This is a genomic window from Klebsiella sp. BIGb0149 (genome assembly GCF_004362605.1).
Taxonomy (GTDB): domain Bacteria; phylum Pseudomonadota; class Gammaproteobacteria; order Enterobacterales; family Enterobacteriaceae; genus Klebsiella; species Klebsiella terrigena.
The window spans coordinates 93528-114530 of record NZ_SNYG01000002.1; the positions used below are offsets into that span (position 1 = coordinate 93528).

23 protein-coding genes are annotated in these 21003 nt (G+C 59.2%); 9 read left to right on the plus strand and 14 right to left on the minus strand.

The window, feature by feature from the left end; translation table 11 throughout:
* Positions 1-14: 14 nt before the first annotated feature.
* A complete protein-coding gene (locus tag EDF75_RS07150) occupies positions 15-746 on the minus strand; it encodes a purine nucleoside phosphorylase YfiH/LACC1 family protein (RefSeq protein ID WP_133598176.1) in 732 nt (243 codons plus the stop codon).
* Positions 747-936: 190 nt separating this feature from the next.
* Here EDF75_RS07150 and EDF75_RS07155 point away from each other — a divergent pair, with 190 nt between their 5' ends.
* From EDF75_RS07155 to EDF75_RS07165, 3 genes are read left to right on the plus strand one after another with little or no spacing between them, the layout of a single operon-like run.
* Positions 937-1998 carry an ABC transporter substrate-binding protein gene (locus tag EDF75_RS07155; RefSeq protein WP_133598178.1) on the plus strand — a complete coding sequence of 354 codons (1062 nt, stop codon included), beginning with the start codon at positions 937-939 and terminating at the stop codon, positions 1996-1998.
* Entirely contained in the window at positions 1988-2992 is a 1005-nt protein-coding gene (locus EDF75_RS07160; RefSeq protein ID WP_133598180.1) for a FecCD family ABC transporter permease, read from the plus strand. The genes EDF75_RS07155 and EDF75_RS07160 overlap by 11 nt, the downstream gene beginning before the upstream one ends.
* The gene (locus EDF75_RS07165) at positions 2992-3741 is read left to right on the plus strand and encodes an ABC transporter ATP-binding protein (protein WP_133598182.1); all 750 of its coding nucleotides are present in this window, start codon (positions 2992-2994) and stop codon (positions 3739-3741) included. Before EDF75_RS07160 ends, EDF75_RS07165 begins: the two co-directional genes overlap by 1 nt.
* Here the strand turns inward: EDF75_RS07165 and EDF75_RS07170 are convergent.
* From EDF75_RS07170 to EDF75_RS07185, 4 genes are all read right to left on the minus strand, one after another.
* Entirely contained in the window at positions 3725-4465 is a 741-nt protein-coding gene (locus tag EDF75_RS07170; RefSeq protein ID WP_133598184.1) for a substrate-binding domain-containing protein, read from the minus strand. The genes EDF75_RS07165 and EDF75_RS07170 overlap by 17 nt on opposite strands.
* A 55-nt stretch (positions 4466-4520) precedes the next feature.
* Positions 4521-5357, minus strand: a complete 837-nt coding sequence (locus EDF75_RS07175; protein ID WP_133598186.1) for a shikimate dehydrogenase family protein — start codon at positions 5355-5357, stop codon at positions 4521-4523.
* Between the two features lie 15 nt (positions 5358-5372).
* Positions 5373-6695, minus strand: coding sequence for an MFS transporter (locus EDF75_RS07180; RefSeq protein ID WP_133598188.1), 1323 nt, complete (start codon positions 6693-6695; stop codon positions 5373-5375).
* Between the two features lie 158 nt (positions 6696-6853).
* Positions 6854-8707, minus strand: coding sequence for a bifunctional sugar phosphate isomerase/epimerase/4-hydroxyphenylpyruvate dioxygenase family protein (locus EDF75_RS07185; RefSeq protein WP_133598190.1), 1854 nt, complete (start codon positions 8705-8707; stop codon positions 6854-6856).
* 125 nt (positions 8708-8832) lie between these two features.
* Here EDF75_RS07185 and EDF75_RS07190 point away from each other — a divergent pair, with 125 nt between their 5' ends.
* Positions 8833-9471 carry a TetR/AcrR family transcriptional regulator gene (locus EDF75_RS07190; RefSeq protein ID WP_045858829.1) on the plus strand — a complete coding sequence of 213 codons (639 nt, stop codon included), beginning with the start codon at positions 8833-8835 and terminating at the stop codon, positions 9469-9471.
* 23 nt (positions 9472-9494) lie between these two features.
* Here EDF75_RS07190 and fumD read toward each other — a convergent pair whose 3' ends face one another.
* Positions 9495-9710, minus strand: a complete 216-nt coding sequence (gene fumD, locus EDF75_RS07195) for a fumarate hydratase FumD (RefSeq protein ID WP_041146023.1) — start codon at positions 9708-9710, stop codon at positions 9495-9497.
* A gap of 312 nt (positions 9711-10022) precedes the next feature.
* Here fumD and ynhH point away from each other — a divergent pair, with 312 nt between their 5' ends.
* From ynhH to lpp, 3 genes are all read left to right on the plus strand, one after another.
* Positions 10023-10208, plus strand: coding sequence for a protein YnhH (gene ynhH, locus EDF75_RS27570; RefSeq protein WP_422790060.1), 186 nt, complete (start codon positions 10023-10025; stop codon positions 10206-10208).
* A 7-nt stretch (positions 10209-10215) separates the two neighbouring features.
* Positions 10216-11628: a pyruvate kinase PykF gene (gene pykF, locus EDF75_RS07200; protein WP_076947623.1), complete on the plus strand. Its 1413-nt coding sequence runs from the start codon at positions 10216-10218 to the stop codon at positions 11626-11628.
* Between the two features lie 312 nt (positions 11629-11940).
* Positions 11941-12177 (plus strand): murein lipoprotein Lpp, encoded by a 237-nt coding sequence (gene lpp, locus EDF75_RS07205; protein WP_001082307.1) that lies wholly within the window; start codon positions 11941-11943, stop codon positions 12175-12177.
* A gap of 63 nt (positions 12178-12240) precedes the next feature.
* Here the strand turns inward: lpp and ldtE are convergent, their stop codons facing one another.
* From ldtE to sufA, 7 genes are all read right to left on the minus strand, one after another.
* On the minus strand, positions 12241-13239 hold the full coding sequence (gene ldtE / locus EDF75_RS07210) for a L,D-transpeptidase LdtE (RefSeq protein WP_133598192.1): 999 nt from the start codon (positions 13237-13239) through the stop codon (positions 12241-12243).
* A 99-nt stretch (positions 13240-13338) separates the two neighbouring features.
* Complete coding sequence (sufE, locus tag EDF75_RS07215; protein ID WP_133598194.1) at positions 13339-13755, minus strand: cysteine desulfuration protein SufE; 417 nt, start codon at positions 13753-13755, stop codon at positions 13339-13341.
* A gap of 11 nt (positions 13756-13766) precedes the next feature.
* Positions 13767-14987, minus strand: a complete 1221-nt coding sequence (gene sufS / locus EDF75_RS07220; protein ID WP_133598196.1) for a cysteine desulfurase SufS — start codon at positions 14985-14987, stop codon at positions 13767-13769.
* The gene (gene sufD, locus EDF75_RS07225; protein ID WP_045858843.1) at positions 14984-16258 is read right to left on the minus strand and encodes a Fe-S cluster assembly protein SufD; all 1275 of its coding nucleotides are present in this window, start codon (positions 16256-16258) and stop codon (positions 14984-14986) included. Before sufD ends, sufS begins: the two co-directional genes overlap by 4 nt.
* On the minus strand, positions 16233-16979 hold the full coding sequence (sufC, locus tag EDF75_RS07230) for a Fe-S cluster assembly ATPase SufC (protein WP_045858845.1): 747 nt from the start codon (positions 16977-16979) through the stop codon (positions 16233-16235). The genes sufD and sufC overlap by 26 nt, the downstream gene beginning before the upstream one ends.
* A 66-nt stretch (positions 16980-17045) precedes the next feature.
* A complete protein-coding gene (sufB, locus tag EDF75_RS07235; RefSeq protein ID WP_045858848.1) occupies positions 17046-18533 on the minus strand; it encodes a Fe-S cluster assembly protein SufB in 1488 nt (495 codons plus the stop codon).
* A 2-nt stretch (positions 18534-18535) separates the two neighbouring features.
* On the minus strand, positions 18536-18913 hold the full coding sequence (gene sufA, locus EDF75_RS07240; protein WP_045858850.1) for a Fe-S cluster assembly scaffold SufA: 378 nt from the start codon (positions 18911-18913) through the stop codon (positions 18536-18538).
* A 947-nt stretch (positions 18914-19860) separates the two neighbouring features.
* Here sufA and EDF75_RS07245 point away from each other — a divergent pair.
* Positions 19861-20184 (plus strand): hypothetical protein, encoded by a 324-nt coding sequence (locus tag EDF75_RS07245; protein WP_133598198.1) that lies wholly within the window; start codon positions 19861-19863, stop codon positions 20182-20184.
* Between the two features lie 185 nt (positions 20185-20369).
* Here EDF75_RS07245 and EDF75_RS07250 read toward each other — a convergent pair whose 3' ends face one another.
* Complete coding sequence (locus tag EDF75_RS07250; protein ID WP_041146033.1) at positions 20370-20618, minus strand: GlsB/YeaQ/YmgE family stress response membrane protein; 249 nt, start codon at positions 20616-20618, stop codon at positions 20370-20372.
* A gap of 166 nt (positions 20619-20784) precedes the next feature.
* Between EDF75_RS07250 and EDF75_RS07255 the strand changes: the two genes are divergently transcribed.
* Positions 20785-20973, plus strand: coding sequence for a YegP family protein (locus EDF75_RS07255; protein ID WP_095102074.1), 189 nt, complete (start codon positions 20785-20787; stop codon positions 20971-20973).
* Positions 20974-21003: the final 30 nt, after the last annotated feature.

Sequence of the window (21003 nt, forward strand, 5' to 3'; positions counted from 1 at the left end):
CGGCGCTGCCGCGTTTACGCAGCGGGCGCACGCATAATCCACGAGTACTGGAAGCTTTTCGCTGCCGGGAAATGGGTGCGCCGGCGGAAGGAGCCCAGCGTCTGCGGCGTGCAGTAGGTGCAGCTGCCCAGCCACTCGACGTTTTCATCCGCCACGCCGGCGCGCTGCAGCAGCAGCCCGGCAAAAGCCCGCAGATCGAACCACAAACTCTCCGCCTCCGTTCCCCGGGCCTGCTCCGCTCTGGCGGGCTGCGCGGGGCGATGATGGAACAGGCGGTCGCGATGCCGCCGCGCCAGCGCCCCCGCCGGCATCGTCAGCAGGATCTGATAAAATTCGCCGGAGACTTCATAGCAGCAGGCCTGGATATGCGGCCCGATCGCCACCACTACCTCCTCCGGTGCCACCCGATGCTCGCGGAACAGCGCCAGGCTGTTTTCGACGATCCCGCTCGCCGCCCCGCGCCAGCCGGCATGGACGCTGCAGACGTAGCGCCCGTCGCGGGAGGCCATCAGCATCGGCAGACAGTCCGCGGTCACCACTCCCACTTTCTGCCCGCTCAGGGCGGTGAACACCGCGTCGGCGTGCGGCCGTTCCGCCAACGGGGCCCGATAGTGATGGACAACGTTGCCGTGCACCAGCTTAACCGGCGCCATCTCAGCGTAGGGAAAGGCGGCGGTCTCGTGCACGTCGAGGAAGGCGTGGCGGATGCCGGGAATAGCGCTTAATAACCGGGATTGAAAGGACATGATGGCGGCAAAATGAATTAATGATGATTTACCGTATGCCAAAGTCGGCGGATGCGCAAGGCGGCCCGTCCGCGGGAGCATGCGTCAAAACATCTTGATCTTAAGGGGTATACGCGACGTTTAGCGTTGCTTCCGCCAACGCTATATATTTTAATGCACAACGATTCTTTACTCTCTAACCGAGCCGCCTATGTCCACACTACCTCGTTTCTTACTCAGCCTGACGCTGGTTACCAGCACGCTGTTCGCCGCGAACGCTTTTGCCGATCGCACCCTCACCGACCAGACCGGACGCGAAGTCACCCTGCCCGATCGCGTTAACCGCGTCGTCGTGCTCCAGCACCAGACCCTGAACCTGCTGGTGCAGCTTAACGCCGCCGACGACGTTGTCGGCGTCATGAGCAGCTGGAAAAAGCAGCTCGGCCCGGCCTTTGCGCGCTTTATGCCCGCCATCGAAGGGCTGCCAACGCCGGGGGATTTAACCCAGGTCAATATCGAAAGCCTGCTGGCGCTGCACCCGCAGGTGGTGTTCGTCGCCAACTACGCGCCCCAGGCGATGATCCAGCAGATCCAGAATGCCGGGATCCCGGTCGTCGCCGTGTCGCTGCGCCAGGACGCCGACGGTGAAAAGAACAAAATGAACCCGTCGATGGCCGACGAAGAGCAGGCCTATAGCGAAGGATTGAAACAGGGCATTCGCCTGATTGGCGAGGTGGTTAATCGCAAGGCCGAGGCGGAAGAGCTGATTCGCTACACCTATAGCGCCCGGGCGCAGGCCAACGCCCCGGTGGCCGACATTCCCGACGGCCAGCGGGTGCGGGTCTATATGGCTAACCCCGATCTCAATACCTACGGCTCCGGGAAGTATACCGGCCTGATGATGAAGCACGCGGGGGCCCTGAACGTGGCGGCCGCCTCGGTGAAGGGCGCGCGTCAGGTCTCGCTGGAGCAGGTGCTGCAGTGGAACCCGCAGGTGATTTTTGTCCAGGACCGCTATCCGGAAGTGGTAAAACAAATAACCAGCGACCCGCAGTGGCAGGGGATCGACGCGGTGAAAAACCATCGCGTGTGGCTGATGCCGGAATACGCCAAGGCCTGGGGCTACCCGATGCCGGAAGCGCTGGCGATCGGCGAACTGTGGATGGCGAAAAAGCTCTATCCGTCCCGCTATAGCACCGTCGACGTCGACGCCAGGGCGCAGGACTATTACCAGCGCTTCTACCGCGTAAAATGGACGCTGGATGCTCAGTAATCGTCATCCGGCCCTGCTGCAGGGTGGACTGGCGCTGGCAACGCTGCTGATTGCCGTGACCTCACTCTGTTTAGGCCAGTATCCGCTGAGCCTCGGCGAGGTCTTTCGCCAGCTGGGCCACCTGTCGCCCGCCGACGGCGTGGCCGGGCAGATCGTCTGGTCGGTGCGCCTGCCGCGGGTGGTGATGGCGCTGCTGGCCGGCGGCGCGCTGGGCCTGTGCGGGGCCACGCTGCAGGGGGTCTTTCAAAACCCGCTGGTCGACCCGCATATCATCGGCGTGACCTCCGGCTCCGCCTTCGGCGGAACCCTGGCGATCCTCTTAGGCCTCGACACGCTGCTGATGATGGCCTCGACGTTCGGGTTTGGCCTGCTGGCGCTGATGCTGGTGTACCTGATTGCCGCGCTGCAGGGGCGGGAAAATACCCTGGTGCTGATCCTCTCGGGCATTATCCTCAGCGGCTTTTTTGCCGCCCTGGTCAGCCTGATGCAGTATCTGGCCGATAGCGAAGAGACGCTGCCGAATATCGTCTTCTGGCTGCTGGGCAGCTTCGCCACCGCTAACTGGCATAAGGTGCTGCTGATGGCGCTGCCGGTTATCGCCGCCGCAACCCTGCTCTATCGGCTGCGCTGGCGGATTAACCTGCTGGCGCTGGAGGAGAAGGACGCCCGCGGGCTGGGGGTCTCGGTCGTCGCGCTGCGGCGCAGCGTGCTGGTCTGCTGCGCCGTGCTGGTGGCCGCGCAGGTGGCGGTCAGCGGCAGCATAGCCTGGGTCGGGCTGGTTATCCCGCACCTTGCCCGTCTGCTGGTCGGCGCCGACCACCGGCGCCTGCTGCCAACCGCCTTCTGGCTCGGCGGCGGCTTTATGGTGGTGGTGGACAGCCTGGCCCGCACCTTAACTCAGGCGGAGATCCCGATCGGGATTATCACCGCCCTGCTCGGCGCGCCGCTGTTTAGCTGGCTGCTTTTCCATTCCCGTCGTCGAGGAACCGCCTGATGGAGGCCTCTCTTAGCCTGACGCAGCTGCTCTATGGTCATCGTCAGCCGCTGTTCGCCCCGCTTAGCCTGCGCTGCCGCTCCGGCGAAGTCTGGGCGATCCTGGGCGCTAACGGGCGCGGAAAAAGCACGCTGCTTGATACGCTGACCGGCGTGCTGGCGCCGCTCGGCGGCCGGTTTGAATCGATCGGCGGCACCGCCATCGTGCCGCAATCTTTTCGCCCGGCGTTCGGCTGGCAGGTGCAGGAGGTGGTGCTGATGGGCCGGGCTCGCCACGTCGATCTGTTTGCCCAGCCCGGCGCCGAGGACCGACGGCAGGTGCTGGAGGCGCTGCGCCAGCTGGGAATTGCGCATCTGGCGGCCGCCGCCTTTCGCGCGCTCTCCGGCGGCCAGCAGCAGCTGGTGCTGATCGCCCGCGCGCTGGTGGGCGCCAGCCAGAATATCCTGCTCGACGAGCCCTGTTCGGCGCTGGATCTCGCCAACCAGCAGGTGGTGCTGCAGCTGATTAGCGATCTGGCGCATCGCCAGACGCGAACGGTGCTGTTCACCACCCACGATCCGACCCACGCCCTGCAGATAGCCAGCCACACCTTACTCCTGCTGCCCGAGGGCGAATGGCTGGCGGGCGAGTCCGCCGAGGTGCTGAGCGAAGCCAATCTGCAGCGCGCCTACGGTTTACCGGTCCGCAAAATCGACCACCCCGGCTCGGCCGTGCCGCTGCTGGCGCCGCAGTTTACGATCCGCCGCTGAGCGGCAAAAAGCCCGCCGCGCGCAGGAAGCCCTGCCCCTCGTCGCCGAGAATAAAGCGGCAGAGCCGCTGCGCCTCGGCGCTCTCGTCGATTGGTGCCAGGTAGTAGTCGGCGCGCACGTTCCACGGCGGCGGAATGACAACACAGCGCAGCGCGTCGCCGGCCGGCATCTGGCTGGCGTAGTGGGCGTAGCCGATAAACAGGTCGGCCAACCCTTCGCCAATCAGCCAGGCTGCCGCCGTGCTGCCCGGCGGGACCTTTAGCGAGTTTCTTCCTCCCACCAGCTGCCGGGCGCGGGCCATCATCTCCCGTCCGGCTCCCGGATAGCCGGCCTCAATTCGTGCGAACAGCTGCCAGGTGTAGTCGCCGGAGGGATCGCAGCCCGGCGTTGAGGTCGCCAGGCGCAGCTGCGGGTCGCGGAGCAGCGTCAGCCAGTCGGCCTCCTCGCCGGCGGCGGTTCGTCGTACGGTGAGCATCAGCCGGTTAGCGGCAAACGCCCGGCACTCGCCCACCAGACCCGCCTGCCGCAGCGCCTGCGGATGCTGGCCGTTGGCGGAGGCGAAAACCGAGCAGCGCTCCCCGGCCTCAATTCGCTCGCGCAGCAGGCCCGCGGGACCAAAATGCGCCTCGACCTCAATGCCGGTAACCTGCTGAAAACGCGCCAGCAGCGGGACAAAGGCGCCTTTCAGGCTCCCCGCCGCCAGCAGAACGATTCGCGGTGTCATAGATCTCTCGCTCAAGTCCGGAAATGGTGGTTATGGTAACCGGCCCGAGCGCGTTTCAGTAGCGAATTTCCGCCAGCTCCCGCAGCCGCTCCGGCGTCGCCACCGGTAAATTGAAAAAGCGCAAATAGGCGGGGATCATCTCAAACAGCATGTCGGTACCGCGCTGGATCGCGCAGCCCCGCGCCTGCGCCGCCCGCAGCAGCGGCGTCATTTCGTGGGTCATCACCACTTCTCCCACCCAGCAGGCGGGCGACATCCGCTGCGGATCCAGCGGCAGCGGGTCGTCGGCCTTCATGCCCAGCGGCGTGGCGTTGACCACCAGGTCATGCCCCTGCGGATCGCGCTGCATCAGGCTGAGATCCAGCGCCGGATAGTGCTGCAGCAGGCGCCCGGCCAGCGCCTGCGCTGCCTGCGGATGGCTATCGTAGAGCGTCAGGGCCCTGACCCCCGCCGCCGCCAGCGACGCGGCGATCGCCGAACCGACGCCGCCGCAGCCGACCACCAGCGCCCGCGCGCCCTGGGGCTGAAAGCCCTTGCGGCGGATGCCAAGGACGAAGCCGTCGCCGTCAAACATATCCCCGCTCAGGCTGCCGTCGGCCTCGCGGCGAATGGCGTTACACGCCCCGGCAATGGCCGCCGCCGGGCTGAGATGCTGCACCAGGCCGCAGGTGGCAATCTTGTGCGGCATGGTGACCAGCGCGCCGACGATGTTGGTCATCGAGAACAGCGGCGCGATAAAGGCGGCATAATCCTCCGGCTTGACCCCCATCGGCACCACTTTAACGTCCACCTGCTGGTTTGCCAGCCACGGGTTATAAATCATCGGCGCCTTAAAACTGGCGGTTGGATAGCCAAGATGGGCTATCAGCCGCGTGTTGCCACTAATCACCATGTTCTATCCCTTTCCTTATTTTGCCAGCTCGATGCGTTTGACGTCGCCGAGAATAAACAGATACGCCACCACCCCGAGCAGCGCCGCGCCGCCGATATAGACCAGCGCGTAGAAGAAGCTGCCGAAGGCCGCGACGATAAAGCCAATAATCAGCGGCGTGAGGATCCCGGCCAGATTGGCGCAGAAGTTGAACAGCCCGCCGGTCAGCCCGCCCAGCCCCTGCGGGGCGATATCGGAAATCAGCGTCCAGCCGAGGCCGACCATGCCCTGACCAAAGAAGGCGAAGGACATCACGAGGATCACCGCCAGATCGCTGGTCAGCCAGTTGGCGGAGATAATGGTGCTGGCCATCAGCAGGCCGGCAACGATAGGCAGCTTGCGCCCGAGGTTCGCCGAGCCGGTGGCCTTCAGCAGCCTGTCGGAGACCCAGCCGCCGAACATCACCCCGCCGGCGGCGGCAAGGAACGGCAGGATGGCGAAGAAACCCACCTTCAGCCACGGCATGTGGCGCTCGGTCGCCAGGTAGGTTGGGAACCAGGTCAGGAAAAAGACCAGTACCGTATTGCCGGCAAACTGACCGATGCTGGCGCCGAGGATCTGCCGCTTGCCGAGCAGCTGGCGGACCAGCGGCCAGCTGAAAACCATCCGCTGCTGCGTCGCGGTAGTCATGCCGCCGCCGCTGGCGATATGGTCACGCTCCTGCGGGCTAAGCTGCTTATCCTCGTGCGGCTCACGGTAGCAGCGCCACCACACCAGCGCAAAAAGCACCCCGACCGCACCGACGCTGATAAACAGCGTCCGCCAGCCGAAGCTGCCCATGATCCAGAACAGCAGCGGCGAGAAGCAGGCCAGCCCAAGATATTCGCCCACCGTATACACCGCGGTGGCTTTGGCCCGCTCCTGCTGGGGAAACCAGGCGCTCACTACCCGGCTGTTGACCGGAAAGCACGGCGCTTCGCTGACCCCAAGGCCAAAACGGCAAAGCAGCAGCGTCTTGAGGCCAACCGCCATGCCGTGAAACAGGGTAAACAGCGACCACAGGGTCAACGACAGGAAATAGGTCACCTTGTTGCCGAAGCGGTCGAGAAACAGGCCGCCGGGGATCTGCGCCAGCGCGTAGGTCCAGGCGAAGGCGGAGAAGACGATCCCCATCACCGCAGCATCAATGCCGAGCTCGGAGGTTAGGCTGGGGGCCGCAATGCCTAATACCGTGCGGTCAAGGTAGTTAATCATCGTACCGACGGCCAGCAGCGAAAGGATCCCGATCCGCCGCCGGGAGCGGCGAGCGGTGGTCGCGGTCTCTGCCGTCGCCGCGTGGTTATGGCTATAAGAACTCATAGTCGTTTCCTGTCATAGACACGTTATCACCCGCGCTTTTTGCGCGGACGGCAGGCACGTTGCCGCCTTAGCGCAGCGCGAATGATGCGGTGCGTGGGGTGCAGATGAATGTTGTTATTGTATGGGGGATACGCACTTAATGAACCATTTGATACAAACTAGCCGTACTGCATCGCCGAAAGACGTACCGCCGCGTTTGCCGCGCCGTAGAGCGCGTAGCCGCCGCGTCTTTCGGTTAATTCAAAGAAAAAGCGCCCCGATGAGAACGGTCGGGTGTAGAGATGCAGGAATTCACCGCCCTGACCATCGTGGTCATAGAGGAGCTGCAGACGTTTGAACAGCGCCACGCGCTCGTCGGCGCCAAAGCGCGCCGCTAAATCCTCGTAGTAGTTTGCCGGGATCGGCAGCGCGTCGAGGGAGACCTCAGGCAGGCTATCGAGGGTGGCCGGCAGGTCCCGGCAGGCGAAGGCCGCATGCTGCAGCCCCGCGCCCTGATAACAGGCAACGGAGCGGGCAATCTGCGTCGCGCGGCTTTGAGAAATATTTAGCGCCAGGCGGACGTTGCCCTGCGGGCTGTGCACCGCGAGGCTGCGCACCAGACCGTACGGGTCCGGCAGCGTCTGTTCGTGTTCGAGCGTAAAGCCGAACACCGTGCGGAAGAAGATAATCCAGTTATCGCGGCTGTCCGCCTCCATCCCGAGCGCCAGGTGATCGATGCCGCCGTAATCATCGCGTACGGCCGCTGACGGCTGCAGGTGGAAATCGCGGGCATAGATATCGTCCCCGTGCTCAATCAGATAAATCAGGCTGCCGTCCGGGGCGCAAACCGCCGGGATCGGGCTTTCATTCGGCCCGGCGTCGCCCTGCCAGGTGGCGTAGCCGTAGGCGCGAGCGCGGGCAATAATCGGCGCGCTGCGGCTGACGCCAAGGGCCATCGCGCACAGCGAGATCCCGTGGCGCTGGTAAAAATGGTCGGCCCAGCTGTGCGGCTGAAAGTTGACGACGGCTCTTGCCGCCCCGTTACGCCACAGCACCACCTGTTTAGAACGATGCTGGCCCTCCTGCTGAAAACCCAGCTGCGCCAGGCGCTGGCCGAGAGCTTTGGCCTCGGAGGGGCTGGCGGCAAACTCAATAAACTCCAGCCCGGCGTAGTGCGCAGGCTCCGGCGCGTCAAACAGCGCCGCATCGCTGCTCGCCAGCCGGCGCCGGGTCTGCTCCTCCAGCCACAGCAGCGAACGGTAGCCGTCCTTCGCCGTCGCGCCGTTCGGCGAGGCGCGAAAACCATCGTTAAAGATCTCCAGCGACCACGGGCCGCGATAGCCGCAGCGGGTCAGCTCGCAGGCAAAATCCACCAGCGGCAGCTGCCCCTGGCCGGGGAAGCAGCGGAAATGGCGGCTCCATTCGAGGACATCCATCTTCATCAGCGGCGCGTCGGCAAGCTGCAGGAAGGTGACTTTATCCACCGGTACCTCGTGCAGGCGCGCCAGATCGTCGCCGCGCGCCAGGATGTGGAAGCTGTCGAGTACGATGCCCATCGCCGGGCTGTTCACCGCTTTTACCCGCTCCCAGGCCTGATGCCAGAGGTTAACGTGAGTCCCCCAGGCCAGCGCCTCATAGCCGACGATAATGCCCTCCTGCTCCGCCAGATCCGCCAGGGCGCGAAGGTCGGCCACCTGCAGGGCGATATCGGCGGAGCAGTCCGGCTGTACGTTGCTGCACAGCAGCATAGTGTCGCAGCCGAGCTCATGCATCAGCGCGAATTTTCGTTTCGCGCGCGCCAGATTGGCCGCAAACTGCGCGCGGCTGGCGCCTTCAAAATCGCGAAAGGGTTGAAAAAGCGTGATTTTTAGCCCTAAATCAGCCGCCAGGTTACGAATATCCGCCGGCGTGCCCGTATAATAGAGCAGATCGTTTTCGAAGATTTCGACGCCCTGATAACCCGCAGCGGCAATGGCGTGAAGCTTTTCAGGTAAGGTACCGGAAATCGAGACGGTGGCGATTGAGCGCAGCATAGATCCTCGTGTCATCAGCGGACGTGAGCCCTGAATATGTATCATTTGGTTCATTCGCGCCACACAAGGTTGCTAAATTATGATCGTTATGTGTATTTTTTGTCTCTCAGAAAAAAGGAGTGGTTATGTCCGTGGTTGCTCATGATGAAGCACAATCCCTGAAAGAGCGGATCTTCGCCGCCGCGATTGCCGTATTTGCCGAACACGGGCTTTCGGGGGCGCGGATGGAGCAGATTGCCGTCGAAGCGCAGACCACCAAGCGGATGGTGGTCTACTACTTCAAAAGTAAAGAGCAGCTGTATCAGGCGGTTCTGCAGCACGTCTACGCCCGCATCCGCGAGACGGAGCAGCAGCTCGGGCTGGAGCAGCTTCCTCCGGTTGAGGCGCTGGTTCAGCTGGTGAAGTGGAGCGTGCGCTATCACGCGACGCACGCCGACTTTATGCGCGTTATCTGTATGGAGAATATGCAGCGCGGGAAGTGGCTGCAGGCGTCCGGGCAGCTAAAACCGCTGAACCGAACCGCCCTGTCCATTCTGGAGGACATTCTCCAGCGCGGGCAGCAGCAGGGAATTTTTCAGGCCGGGCTCGAGGCGCGGGACGTCCATCGGCTGATCAGCAGCTTTAGCTTTTATCAGGTCTCGAATTTCTACACCTTCAGCAGCCTCTACCTCGACGATCCGCTGCCGGAAATCGACGATGAGGCGATGGTCGCCCACCACTGCGATATCGCGGTAAAAGCGGTGGTGCGCTTCGTTATCTCCTGAAGCCTGAAGCGCGGCCGTCGGCGTTATTCATGTCCGGATAAGGCGTGAATAACCCGGGTCATCGCTTCATGCGTCAGCTCAGAGCGGGCGATTTTTGAATTCGCCAGCGCGGTGCGCACGACGCCGGCAATCACGATATGTTTCGGTTCCTGGCCGAGATCGCGCATCTCGAGCACCACTTTCCCCACCACCCGGCACATTTCCTGGTACAACTCGTCGTCTTTCGCTCGGTTTCCCATCGAATTTCGCTCACAAATTATCATTATCAATCAAATCATTATTGATATGTTTTCCGTATAAATCAAACCAGCCCGCAGTTTCTTCGCTAATGGCGAATTTCCGTAACAAAACCGCGGTAAAAACCGCGCGTCGGGGCCGATTTAGCTTAGCGACTGGCGAAAATTTGTGTTGCAGATAAGATTGAAATTGGTGTGAGTTTTGTTGCGTTAGTATAACGAAAAATGAAACGTTGTTTTCATTTTCCTTTTTTGTTTCATCGTCGTATAATGCACACCGAATCTTTCTTGAATGGTTTCAGCACATTGGACTGCATGACTAAAAGCATACAAAATTGCCTCTTTTCATGGGCTGAACCGCCAGCACACATTCTTCTGCACGCTTTTTTGTTGTCACCTATCCTTAGAGCGTGCCATAGCAACTTTCGCAATACAGGTTTGACTCCACGGCACTGCGCCCACGGAGCGAGATTCCCCAATCCTTCACAACTTAAAGACTAATACCTTCATGAAAAAGACCAAAATCGTTTGCACCATCGGTCCGAAAACCGAATCCGAAGAGATGTTAACCAAGATGCTGGACGCGGGCATGAACGTCATGCGTCTGAACTTCTCTCACGGCGACTATGCTGAACACGGTCAGCGCATCCAGAACCTGCGCAATGTGGTGAGCAAAACCGGTAAAACCGCCGCTATCCTGCTGGATACCAAAGGTCCGGAAATTCGCACCATCAAGCTGGAAGGCGGCAACGACGTCTCCCTGAAAGCGGGCCAGACCTTCACCTTCACCACTGACAAATCCGTGGTCGGCAACAACGAAATCGTCGCCGTTACCTATGAAGGTTTTACCTCTGACCTCTCCGTAGGCAATACCGTACTGGTTGACGATGGTCTGATCGGCATGGAAGTGACCGCCATCGAAGGTAAAAACGTTATCTGTAAAGTGCTGAATAACGGCGACCTCGGCGAAAACAAAGGCGTTAACCTGCCGGGCGTCTCTATCGCTCTGCCGGCGCTGGCTGAGAAAGACAAACAGGATCTGATCTTCGGCTGCGAACAGGGCGTTGACTTTGTTGCCGCATCCTTTATCCGTAAGCGTTCTGACGTGGTAGAAATCCGCGAGCACCTGAAGGCTAACGGCGGCGACAACATCCAGATCATCTCCAAGATCGAAAACCAGGAAGGCCTGAACAACTTCGACGAAATCCTTGAAGCCTCTGACGGCATCATGGTTGCTCGCGGTGACATGGGCGTTGAAATCCCGGTTGAAGAAGTTATCTTCGCCCAGAAAATGATCATCGAAAAATGTATCCGCGCGCGCAAAGTGGTTATCACCGCGACCCAGATGCTGGACTCCATGATCAAGAACCCGCGTCCGACCCGTGCGGAAGCCGGCGACGTTGCTAACGCCATCCTCGACGGCACCGACGCCGTGATGCTCTCCGGCGAATCGGCCAAAGGTAAATACCCGCTGGAAGCCGTCACTATCATGGCGACCATCTGCGAGCGTACCGACCGCGTGATGACCAGCCGTCTGGAGTTCAACAACGACAACCGCAAGCTGCGCATCACCGAAGCCGTTTGCCGTGGTGCCGTTGAGACCGCCGAAAAACTGGAAGCGCCGCTGATCGTCGTCGCTACCCAGGGCGGTAAATCCGCTCGCGCCGTGCGTAAATACTTCCCGGATGCCACCATCCTGGCGCTGACCACCAACCAGACCACCGCCCGTCAGCTGGTGCTGACCAAAGGCGTGGTACCGCAGCTGGTTGAGCAGCTGGCCTCTACCGACGACTTCTACCGTCTGGGCAAAGAGCTGGCCCTGCAGAGCGGTCTGGCGCGTAAAGGCGACGTCGTTGTGATGGTCTCCGGTGCGCTGGTCCCGAGCGGAACAACCAATACCGCATCCGTGCACGTGCTGTAATAATTTACAGGCTAATACCTGTTTTTTTAAAGGCGCCTCCCTGAGGCGCTTTTTTTTTATTCAATCCCTAGCTGCTCTTAATAAAAATGCAAATCGGAATTTACTATTTAATAAGAGATTATCTAAGATGAATCCGATGGAAGCGTCCTGTTTTCACACGGCTTTTTAAACTAATCCTCCAAATTCGTTGTTTCTTTGAGCGAACGATCAAAAATAGGCGTATTACCGTAAAAAAATATTCTCATCCCAAAAAAGTTTGTGTAATACTTGTAACGCTACATGGAGATTAACTCAATCTAGAGGGTATTAATAATGAATCGTACTAAACTGGTACTGGGCGCGGTAATCCTGGGTTCTACTCTGCTGGCTGGTTGCTCCAGCAATGCTAAAATCGATCAGCTGTCTTCTGACGTTCAGACTCTGAACGCTAAAGTTGACCAGCTGAGCAACGACGTGAACGCAATGCGTTCCGACGTTCAGGCTGCTAAAGATGACGCAGCACGCGCTAACCAGCGTCTGGACAACCAGGCTACTAAATACCGTAAGTAATAGTGCCTGTGTAATAGAAATGGCGCACATTGTGCGCCATTTTTTTGTCCTGCTCTCCCCGATTTACTGCACTCTTTTGCTCTCATCCACCGGCGCATTCTGCACCGACAAATTCGATACCGCCCCTCCAGCACTGCTCTGCTCACCGCCAGAAACCACCACCGGATAGCCCGCTCGTCTCGACAGCGCGCGCTTCAGCTGCGCCTCATCAACGGACTTATCGCCGGAAAACTGATGGAATTCTGCCGGCAGCGTATAGGCAATGGTGCGGGTATTGCCGCTTTCATCCTGCGACAGCGGCCGGTGTACCTCGACGTAGCGCCTGCCGTCCGGCTCAACCGCAAACTTCACCGGCTGATTGATGATGCGTACCGGCGTTCCGGTCTTCACCTGGCTAAAGAGCGCCTGAATGTCGGCGGCGTTCATGCGCATACAGCCGGAGCTGACCCGCAGGCCAACGCTGTCCGGCGCGTTGGTGCCGTGGATGAGGTATTCGCCGTTACCGTACGCCAGGCGCAGCGCATAGCGTCCCAGAGGGTTATTTGGCCCCGCCGGGATAACGGGCGGCAGCTTAATCCCTTTCTCCAGCGAGCGGGCGCGGATGCCCGCCGTCGGGGTCCAGGTTGGATTGGGGATCTTCTGCCCAACGCGGGTGGTCATCTCCGGCGTTTCCAGGCCAAGCTGGCCAATGCCGAGCGGATAGACCTGAACCAAATTTTGCCCCGGCGGGAAGTAGTACAGCCGCAGCTCCGCCAGGTTCACCACAATCCCCTCCCGAGGCGTGTCGGGCAGCAGCATCTGCGACGGGATCAGCACCTGGGTGCCCGGTTTAGGCTCCACCGGTGCCAGCGTATCGTTAGCTTCGAGGATCAGCATTGCCGCGGTATCAAAATGACGAGCAATCGCCTGCAGGTTGCGATCCCCCTCCTGTACCGTCCAGAATTGATTTTGACCAATGATCCTGCTGTTAGCAGGAGGAAGTGGGTAATCTACCGCCCAGGCGCCGTGCTGAGCGCTCAGGGCCGTCAGAAGGGATATCGTGAGGAGAGTCGCGCGTTTCATACTGAGATTCCTTCTTTCGCTAATAAAACGCCAGGATCTGTATATCGGCGGGAAACGCGTTCCCACCGAACGTAACAGAATGAAATCTACCTGTTTATTCTAGCTAAGATTTGCGGCTTTCGCGCGAATTGCGCGAATCATGGCCTCCAGCCCCTGCGACCGCGATGGCGTAAGGTGCTGAGTCAGCGCCATCTTTTCAAACCACGGGCGAACGTCAAAGGCGGTGATATCCTTGGCCGTCATCTGGTCATAGAGGATAAACACCACGGCGATGAGCCCCTTGACGATAGCCGCATCGCTATCGCCGCGCAGCGCGAGCACGCCCGATTCGCTCTGCTCGATAACAATCCATACCTGGCTCTGGCAGCCCTGGATAATATTTTGCGCCGTATGCTCCTCGGCGCTCAGCGGCGCCAGCCGCTGGCCAAGCTCAATAATATAGAGGTACTTCTCTTCCCAGTTCGCGCAACGGCTGAAGTTGCGCAGCAGTTTCTCTTTTTCCGGTAACGCCGCCATGATTGCTTCCTTTAGCCTAATAGCTTGTGAATGCGCTGTAGTCCTGCGACCAGCCGATCCACATCTTCCGTGGTATTGTACATCGCCAGCGACGCCCGACACATCGCCGGTACGCTAAAGAAGTCCATCAGCGGCATGGCGCAGTGATGGCCGGTGCGGATGGCAATGCCGTAGTTATCGAGGAAGCTGCCGACGTCGTAGGCGTGGTGCGCCCCGAGATTAAAGGCTATCACCCCGAGCCGCTGAGATGGGCCGTAGACGATAAGGTCCGGCACTTTTGCCAGCTCCTGCAGCGCGTAGCGCATCAGGGTCTGTTCATATTCGCCGATCTGCGCCAGCCCCAGCGCGCTGACGTACTCCAGCGTCGCGCCAAGCCCGATAATTCCGCCGGTATTTGGCGTCCCCGCCTCAAAGCGCCACGGCGCTTTTGCCCAGGTGGTGCCCTGGGTCAGGCTGACGGTGGCGATCATCGAACCGCCCCCTTCCCAAGGCGGCATCTCATCCAGCAGGTCCGCTTTACCGTAGAGGATCCCGATCCCGGTCGGGCCGTACAGCTTGTGTCCGGAGAAGACGTAGAAGTCGCAGTCCAGCGCCTGGACGTCCACCGCGTGATGCATTACCGCCTGAGCGCCGTCCACCAGTACTCTGGCACCGTGCTGATGCGCCATAGCGATCAGCGCCGGCACCGGGTTTTCAATGCCCAGCACGTTAGAGACCTGGGTGATGGCCAGCAGCCGGGTGCGCGCGTCAAACAGGCCCGGTATCGCATCCAGCTGCAGGGTTCCGTCCGAATTGAGCGGGATCACCCGCAGCTCGGCGCCCACCCGGGCACAGAGCAGCTGCCACGGAACGATATTGGCGTGATGCTCCATGGCGCTGACGATGATGTTATCCCCGGCCCCCACGTTGGCGTTGCCCCAGCTATTGGCAACCAGGTTGATGCCTTCGGTGGTGCCGCGAACGAAGACCAGCTCCTCCGCTGAGCGCGCGTTGAGGAAGGTTGCCGCCTGCTGGCGAACCTGCTCCATGCGCGTCGTCGCCTCTGCGCTGAGAGTGTGAATACCGCGATGCACGGCGGCATAGCCGTGACGGTAAAACTCCGCCTCGGCGCGAATCACCGCCTCCGGCTTTTGCGCGCTGGCGGCACTGTCCAGATAGACCAGCGGCTGGCCGTTGACCTCCCGGCCGAGCAGCGGAAAATCTGCGCGGACTCGTTCAACAGAAAATGTCATGCTGTCTCCCCCGGTAAACGCTGGCCGATGCGCGCGAGAATTTGCTGCCTGAGCGCCACGTCGCCGATGGCTTCCGTCAGCTCGGCGGCGAAAGCGTACAGGATCATGTGCTGCGCCGCCTGCTGGGTAATGCCGCGCGAGCGCAGGTAAAACAGCTGTTCGTCGTCGATGCGCCCGATGGTGGCGCCGTGGCTACACTTGACGTCATCGGCGTAAATCTCCAGCTGCGGCTTGGTATCCACCTCCGACAGCCGGCCTAATAGCAGATTGTTGTTGGTCATCTGGCCGTCGGTTTTTATCGCGTTCGGCGCAACGTTAATCAGGCCGTTAAATACCGCCCGGCCTTTGTCGTTAACGATGGTTTTATGCAGCTGGCGGCTATTGCAGTAGCCGACATCATGGTTCAGCCAGGTGCGGCTGTCGCAGACCTCATTTTTGACCGGCATCGCCAGGGAGTTAATCCGCAGGTTGCTGTTCTCACCCCGCAGCTGCACGCTGGTATTCTGGCGCAGCACCGCGCCACCGAGCAGGAAGCTGCTGCTAAAGGCCGACGCATCGCGGCCCAGAGAGAGGTCGTTGTGGGCAAAGTGGTAGCTCTGGGCATTTTCAAACGCCAGCTTGATATGCTGCAGATGGGCGTTATCCGCCACCGCGGCGGTCAGCCGTCCGCCGGTGAAATGGCGCTGTTCGTTGAGGCTGACGTAGTGCTCCATAATCGTCGCCTCCGCGCCGCTCTCCAGCTCCAGATGATGCCGGTAGTGCGCGGTGTTCATCTCTTCGCCCGCCAGCCCGCGCGTCACGTGCATAATCAGCAATGGCCTCGCGGGGCGCTGGTTGCGCTTCACGCGAATGCGGGTCACCGTCGGCGCCAGGCTTTCGGTCAGGTGCAGAAACAGCTCCGGCTGCAGCGCGTCGGGCAGCGCCTGACGCTGGTTATCGATATTCACTTCGTAACCGCTGTCGCCCAGCGCGTCGCTCAGCGCTTCGCTGTAGCGGCCATCGATAAACACCAGCCGCCAGGCGTCGACGGAGAGCGCCAGCGCGTCCCGTTGCGCCTCGGTTAGCGCCTCGGGCTGCGGGGCAACAAAGGTGCCGCCAAGCAGCGCATCCAGCGGGGTATATTTCCAGTGTTCATGCTTACGCGTCGGCAGCCCCAGGCGCAGCGCCTGCTGCAGGTGCTGGTGCGCTTCCGGCGTTCTCAGCTCAGCCTGCTCTTCAAACAGGTGGTGCCACTGCTGCAGCGCGTTACTGCTGTTCGGTAAGCCAGCCATAGCCCTGCTCCTCCAGTTGTTTGACCAGGGTGAAGTCGCCGGATTTGACGATCCGCCCCTGGTACAGCACGTGGACGTAATCAGGCTTGATATAGTCGAGAATACGCTGGTAGTGGGTGACGATAATAAACGCGCGCTTGCCGTCGCGCAGCGCGTTAACGCCGTCAGATACGATCTTCAGGGCGTCGATATCCAGCCCCGAGTCGGACTCATCGAGAATGCACAGCTCCGGCTCCAGCACCGCCATCTGCAGAATGTCGTTGCGCTTTTTCTCGCCGCCGGAGAAGCCGACGTTGACCGAGCGGGTCAGCAGGTCTTCCGGCATCTTCAGCAGCTTAATTTTCTCTTCCATCAGATCCTGAAAATCGAAGCGATCCAGCTGCTCCTGCCCGCGATAGCGGCGCACCGCGTTCAGCGCCGTTTGCAGGAAAAACTGGTTGCTGACGCCCGGAATTTCCACCGGATACTGGAAGGCCATAAAGATCCCTTCCCCCGCGCGATCCTCCGGCGCGAGCTCGAGCAGATCCTTGCCCTTAAACTCAACGCTGCCGCCGGTCACCTCGTAGTCTTCCCGCCCGGCGAGCGTTGCGGAGAGCGTACTTTTCCCGGAGCCGTTGGGCCCCATAATGGCGTGAACTTCGCCGGGTCGGATATCGAGGTTCAACCCGCGCAGGATCTCTTTATCGTCAACGGATACCTGCAAATCTTTAATGCTTAACATGTATATTCCTTAATTCGGCAGTCTGCTTCGGGCGGCGCCATCGCGCAGCCGGCATGGGCCAGACTGTTAACCGACGCTGTGTTCAAGGCTAATCGCCAGCAGTTTTTGCGCTTCCACGGCAAATTCCAGCGGCAGCTCTGAGAAGACATCCTTACAAAAGCCGTTAACGATCATTGAGATCGCATCATCTTCACTGATCCCGCGCTGCAGACAGTAGAAGAGCTGATCTTCACCAATTCGCGAGGTGGTGGCTTCATGCTCCAGCTGGGCGCTGTTGTTACGGCACTCAACGTACGGGAAGGTGTGCGCCCCGCAGTCCGGCCCGATCAGCATCGAGTCACACTGGGTAAAGTTTCGCGCGTTGGTCGCCGTCGGCATAATTTTGACCAGCCCGCGGTAGCTGTTCTGGCTTTTACCGGCGGAGATCCCTTTGGAGATAATCGTCGAGCGGGTGTTTTTACCGATATGAATCATTTTGGTGCCGGTATCCGCCTGCTGGTGGCCGCTGGTCAGCGCCACCGAGAAGAACTCGCCGATGGAGTTGTCGCCGCGCAGAATACAGCTTGGATACTTCCACGTTATCGCCGAGCCGGTCTCCGACTGGGTCCACGACATTTTGCTGTTTTCACCTTCGCAGAGCGCTCGCTTGGTGACGAAGTTGAGGATCCCGCCGGTGTTGTTATCCCCGGGGAACCAGTTCTGCACCGTGGAGTATTTTACTTCGGCATCTTTGTGGATGATGACCTCAACCACCGCCGCGTGCAGCTGGTAGCTGTCGCGAACCGGCGCCGAGCAGCCTTCGATATAGCTGACGTAGCTGCCCTCGTCGGCGACGAGGATCGTGCGTTCAAACTGGCCGGTTTTTTCGGCATTGATGCGGAAATAGGTCGATAGCTCCATCGGGCAGCGCACGCCTTTCGGCACGTAGATAAAGGTGCCGTCGGAGGCGACAGCGGCGTTCAGCGCGGCGAAGAAGTTGTCATTGCCGGGCACCACCGTGCCAAGATATTTTTTCACCAGCTCCGGATGATCGTGGATCGCTTCGCCAAAGGAGCAGAAGATGATGCCCTGCTCCGCCAGCTTTTCCCGGTAGGTGGTGGCGACCGAGACCGAGTCAAAGATGGCGTCGACCGCCACTTCCCGCCCTTCGCGTACCGGCACGCCCAGCAGATTGAAGGCCTCTTCAACTTCGCTGGTCAGATAGTCGGCGGGGCCGGTTTGCTGCACCGCACCCGGCTCGGAAGCGCAGGTGTCGTCGCAGTTGCCGCAGGAGGGCGCGGAATAGTAGCTGTAATCCTGATAGTCCAGCTTATCGTAGTGCGCCTTGAGCCAGTGCGGCTCTTCCATCTCCAGCCACGCTCTGAAGGCGTTCAGCCTGAACTCAAGCATCCACTCCGGCTCGTTGCGGCGGGCGGAGATCGCCCGCACCACCTCTTCGTTGATGCCCTTAGCCAGCTCATCGGTCTGTAACCGGGTAAAAAAGCCTTCTTTATAGTTCAGCGGCCCGCCGGTCCAGGTTTTGACATCGTCAGTTGTTTCAGTATTACGAGACATAATTACTCCGCCTGAACCCCAAAGCTTTCACCGCAGCCGCACTCGTGCTGCGCTTTCGGGTTATGAAACTTAAAGATTTCATTTAATCCTTCCCGAACGTAATCCAGCTCCGTACCATCAATAAACGGCATGGCCTGCAGCGGCGCCCACAGCTTCGCGCCTTCGAACTCAAACAGCAGATCGTCTTTCGCGGGCTCTGCGATAAGCTCCATCACGTAGGCAAAGCCGGCGCAGCCGCTGGTTTTTACGCCAAGACGAAGCCCCTGCATCGGCGGCTGCTTGCTCACCAGGTCACGGATATGGGCGGCGGCGGCGGGCGTCATGATCAGGCCACGCCAGCTAAAATCGTCGGGATTAAAGGTTCCTGCTTGTACTTCCATCGGTCTACCTCATTGGTTGGCGCCATCAGGGCATCTCACCATGTTAGTGATAACGATTATCACTTCAACCCATCTGGAGAAGGGGTATTCGCCCCTGAGACTCTTTTATGGCCCTTTTTATAAGCATAGACCCTGCTTTACTGCTTATCAGGTCTCATTTTTTCTATTTAATAGACTGAAAAATAATAAGTTATTTGATGTGGGTTGGCAGAAGATGCGGCAATGGAAAAGATGCATCGAAAATACCGATTTTTGAGATAGGAGATGAAAAAATCCGCCTTTCAGTGACTTATCGGATATTCAAGGGGTTATATAGTCACACCGTTGTGCTATCGGTCCCTACCGGCCTCTTCCCGCCCGGCGCTGAAGGCGCGGCGGCTTTTCAGCTATGCCGCTAAAAACCTCATCCAGTAGCATAACGTTGACTGAACCTACGGATACCACGTCCAATCTATAAGCATTATCTGAAAACCGGGGTTGTTGTGTGGCTATGTGTAGACATTTTGGTTATAAAGTCGATCGTCCTTCGGGGATTAAGTTTTAATCACCCTGATCAAGCTGGTGTACAATCTTCGCTTATAATTTCTACAGTTTTCGGCATGATGCCGAAACCGCTGGTAACCTGGAGCTTTTGTCGTAACGGATGATAGATATCAGTATTATGTCGATGTGCATGGTAGTCCTTCTGGTGATGAGCGTACTGCTGGACTGAAAGCGTGTTGCGCCACAACTCTTTGCCGCCGCTGTTCCGATTCTCGCCGTTTATCGGCCGGCTATAGCCGTGTCCTGATGAAACCGGCCCTCGGTTTTACCTTCCCGCACGCCCTCCTGCAGACCCTCCACAGTCGTTAATAAATAAGGAGATTTGGAGGATTCGCCCCCGGTGGGATTGTCGCCCCGAAACCTAACCTCTAAGATTTTAGCCACACACTTAAGAGGTAACGAAGATGAAAGGAACAATCATTGCCCTGTTAGCAACCGTTTCTATTGCCGCCGCCAGCGCCTTCGCCGCGGATAAAAGCGAAACGCCGCCTGCGCGGGATAACGCCGGACAGCCGCCGTTTGAGATGAACCAGCAGCGTGGCCCCATGCCGATGCCTCCACTGCCGCCGAGAAAGCCGGCGCTCTTCTCCGCGACCGTTGCCAGCGATAATCCGACTGACACCATTAATAAGCTCACCGCGTTAATCCCTGCCAGCAAAGCCCGGCATTATGAAATCCATGTTGAAGTCGTCGCCGTACCCGATATGGCAGAGGCCGGGCCCCTGTGATTTTGCCGGGTTAATTAAACCGTGCAGGCGCGATGAATAAGCGGTCGAAATGGATTTACCCGCCGGGTTTATGTGGTTGTTTGTCACCCGACGCATCGGCATGGCTATTATGCAAACGAAAAAAAAGCTGCCAATAATAGCGGCAGCTTTTATATCTAACGACTCAGTCTGATACTGAAGGGCTATTAGCTCTTAATTTTTCTGTAGATAAACAGCACCACCAGCGCGCCAATTACCGCAACGACAAAGCTACCGAAATTAAACCCGTCAACCTTGCCAAAGCCAAAGAAGGTGCTGATCCAGCCGCCCACTACCGCACCGATGACCCCCAGAATGATAGTGACAAAAAAGCCGCCACCGTCTTTACCCGGCATGATCCACTTCGCTAAAATACCGGCAATAAGACCAAAAATGATCCAGGAAATGATACCCATGGTTAACTCCGTCCTCTTTGTTGCTCTGCAAGTGCATAGTAATTAAATAGTAGCATATACGGAGCATGTGAAACATGAATTATATATTTATTAGACGATTACTTGCCGCACGAGCCGCCATGGTCTACATATCATGAGGAGCTGTTAACGTCAAAAGAGGTAAAAGATGGGGTATTACGTCATTAAGAAGTCAGAGAAGAGCGTGTCCCAACCCTGGTATTTCTTGCTGAAGGCCGATAACCACGAAACCATCGCCACCAGTGAAATGTATTCCTCGAAGGATGCGGCGAAAAAAGGAATTGCCTCGGTGCAGAAGAATGGCCCGAGTGAAATAATTAAGGATGAAACGCTATAAACAATATGGGGGAAAAATTTCCCCCATATA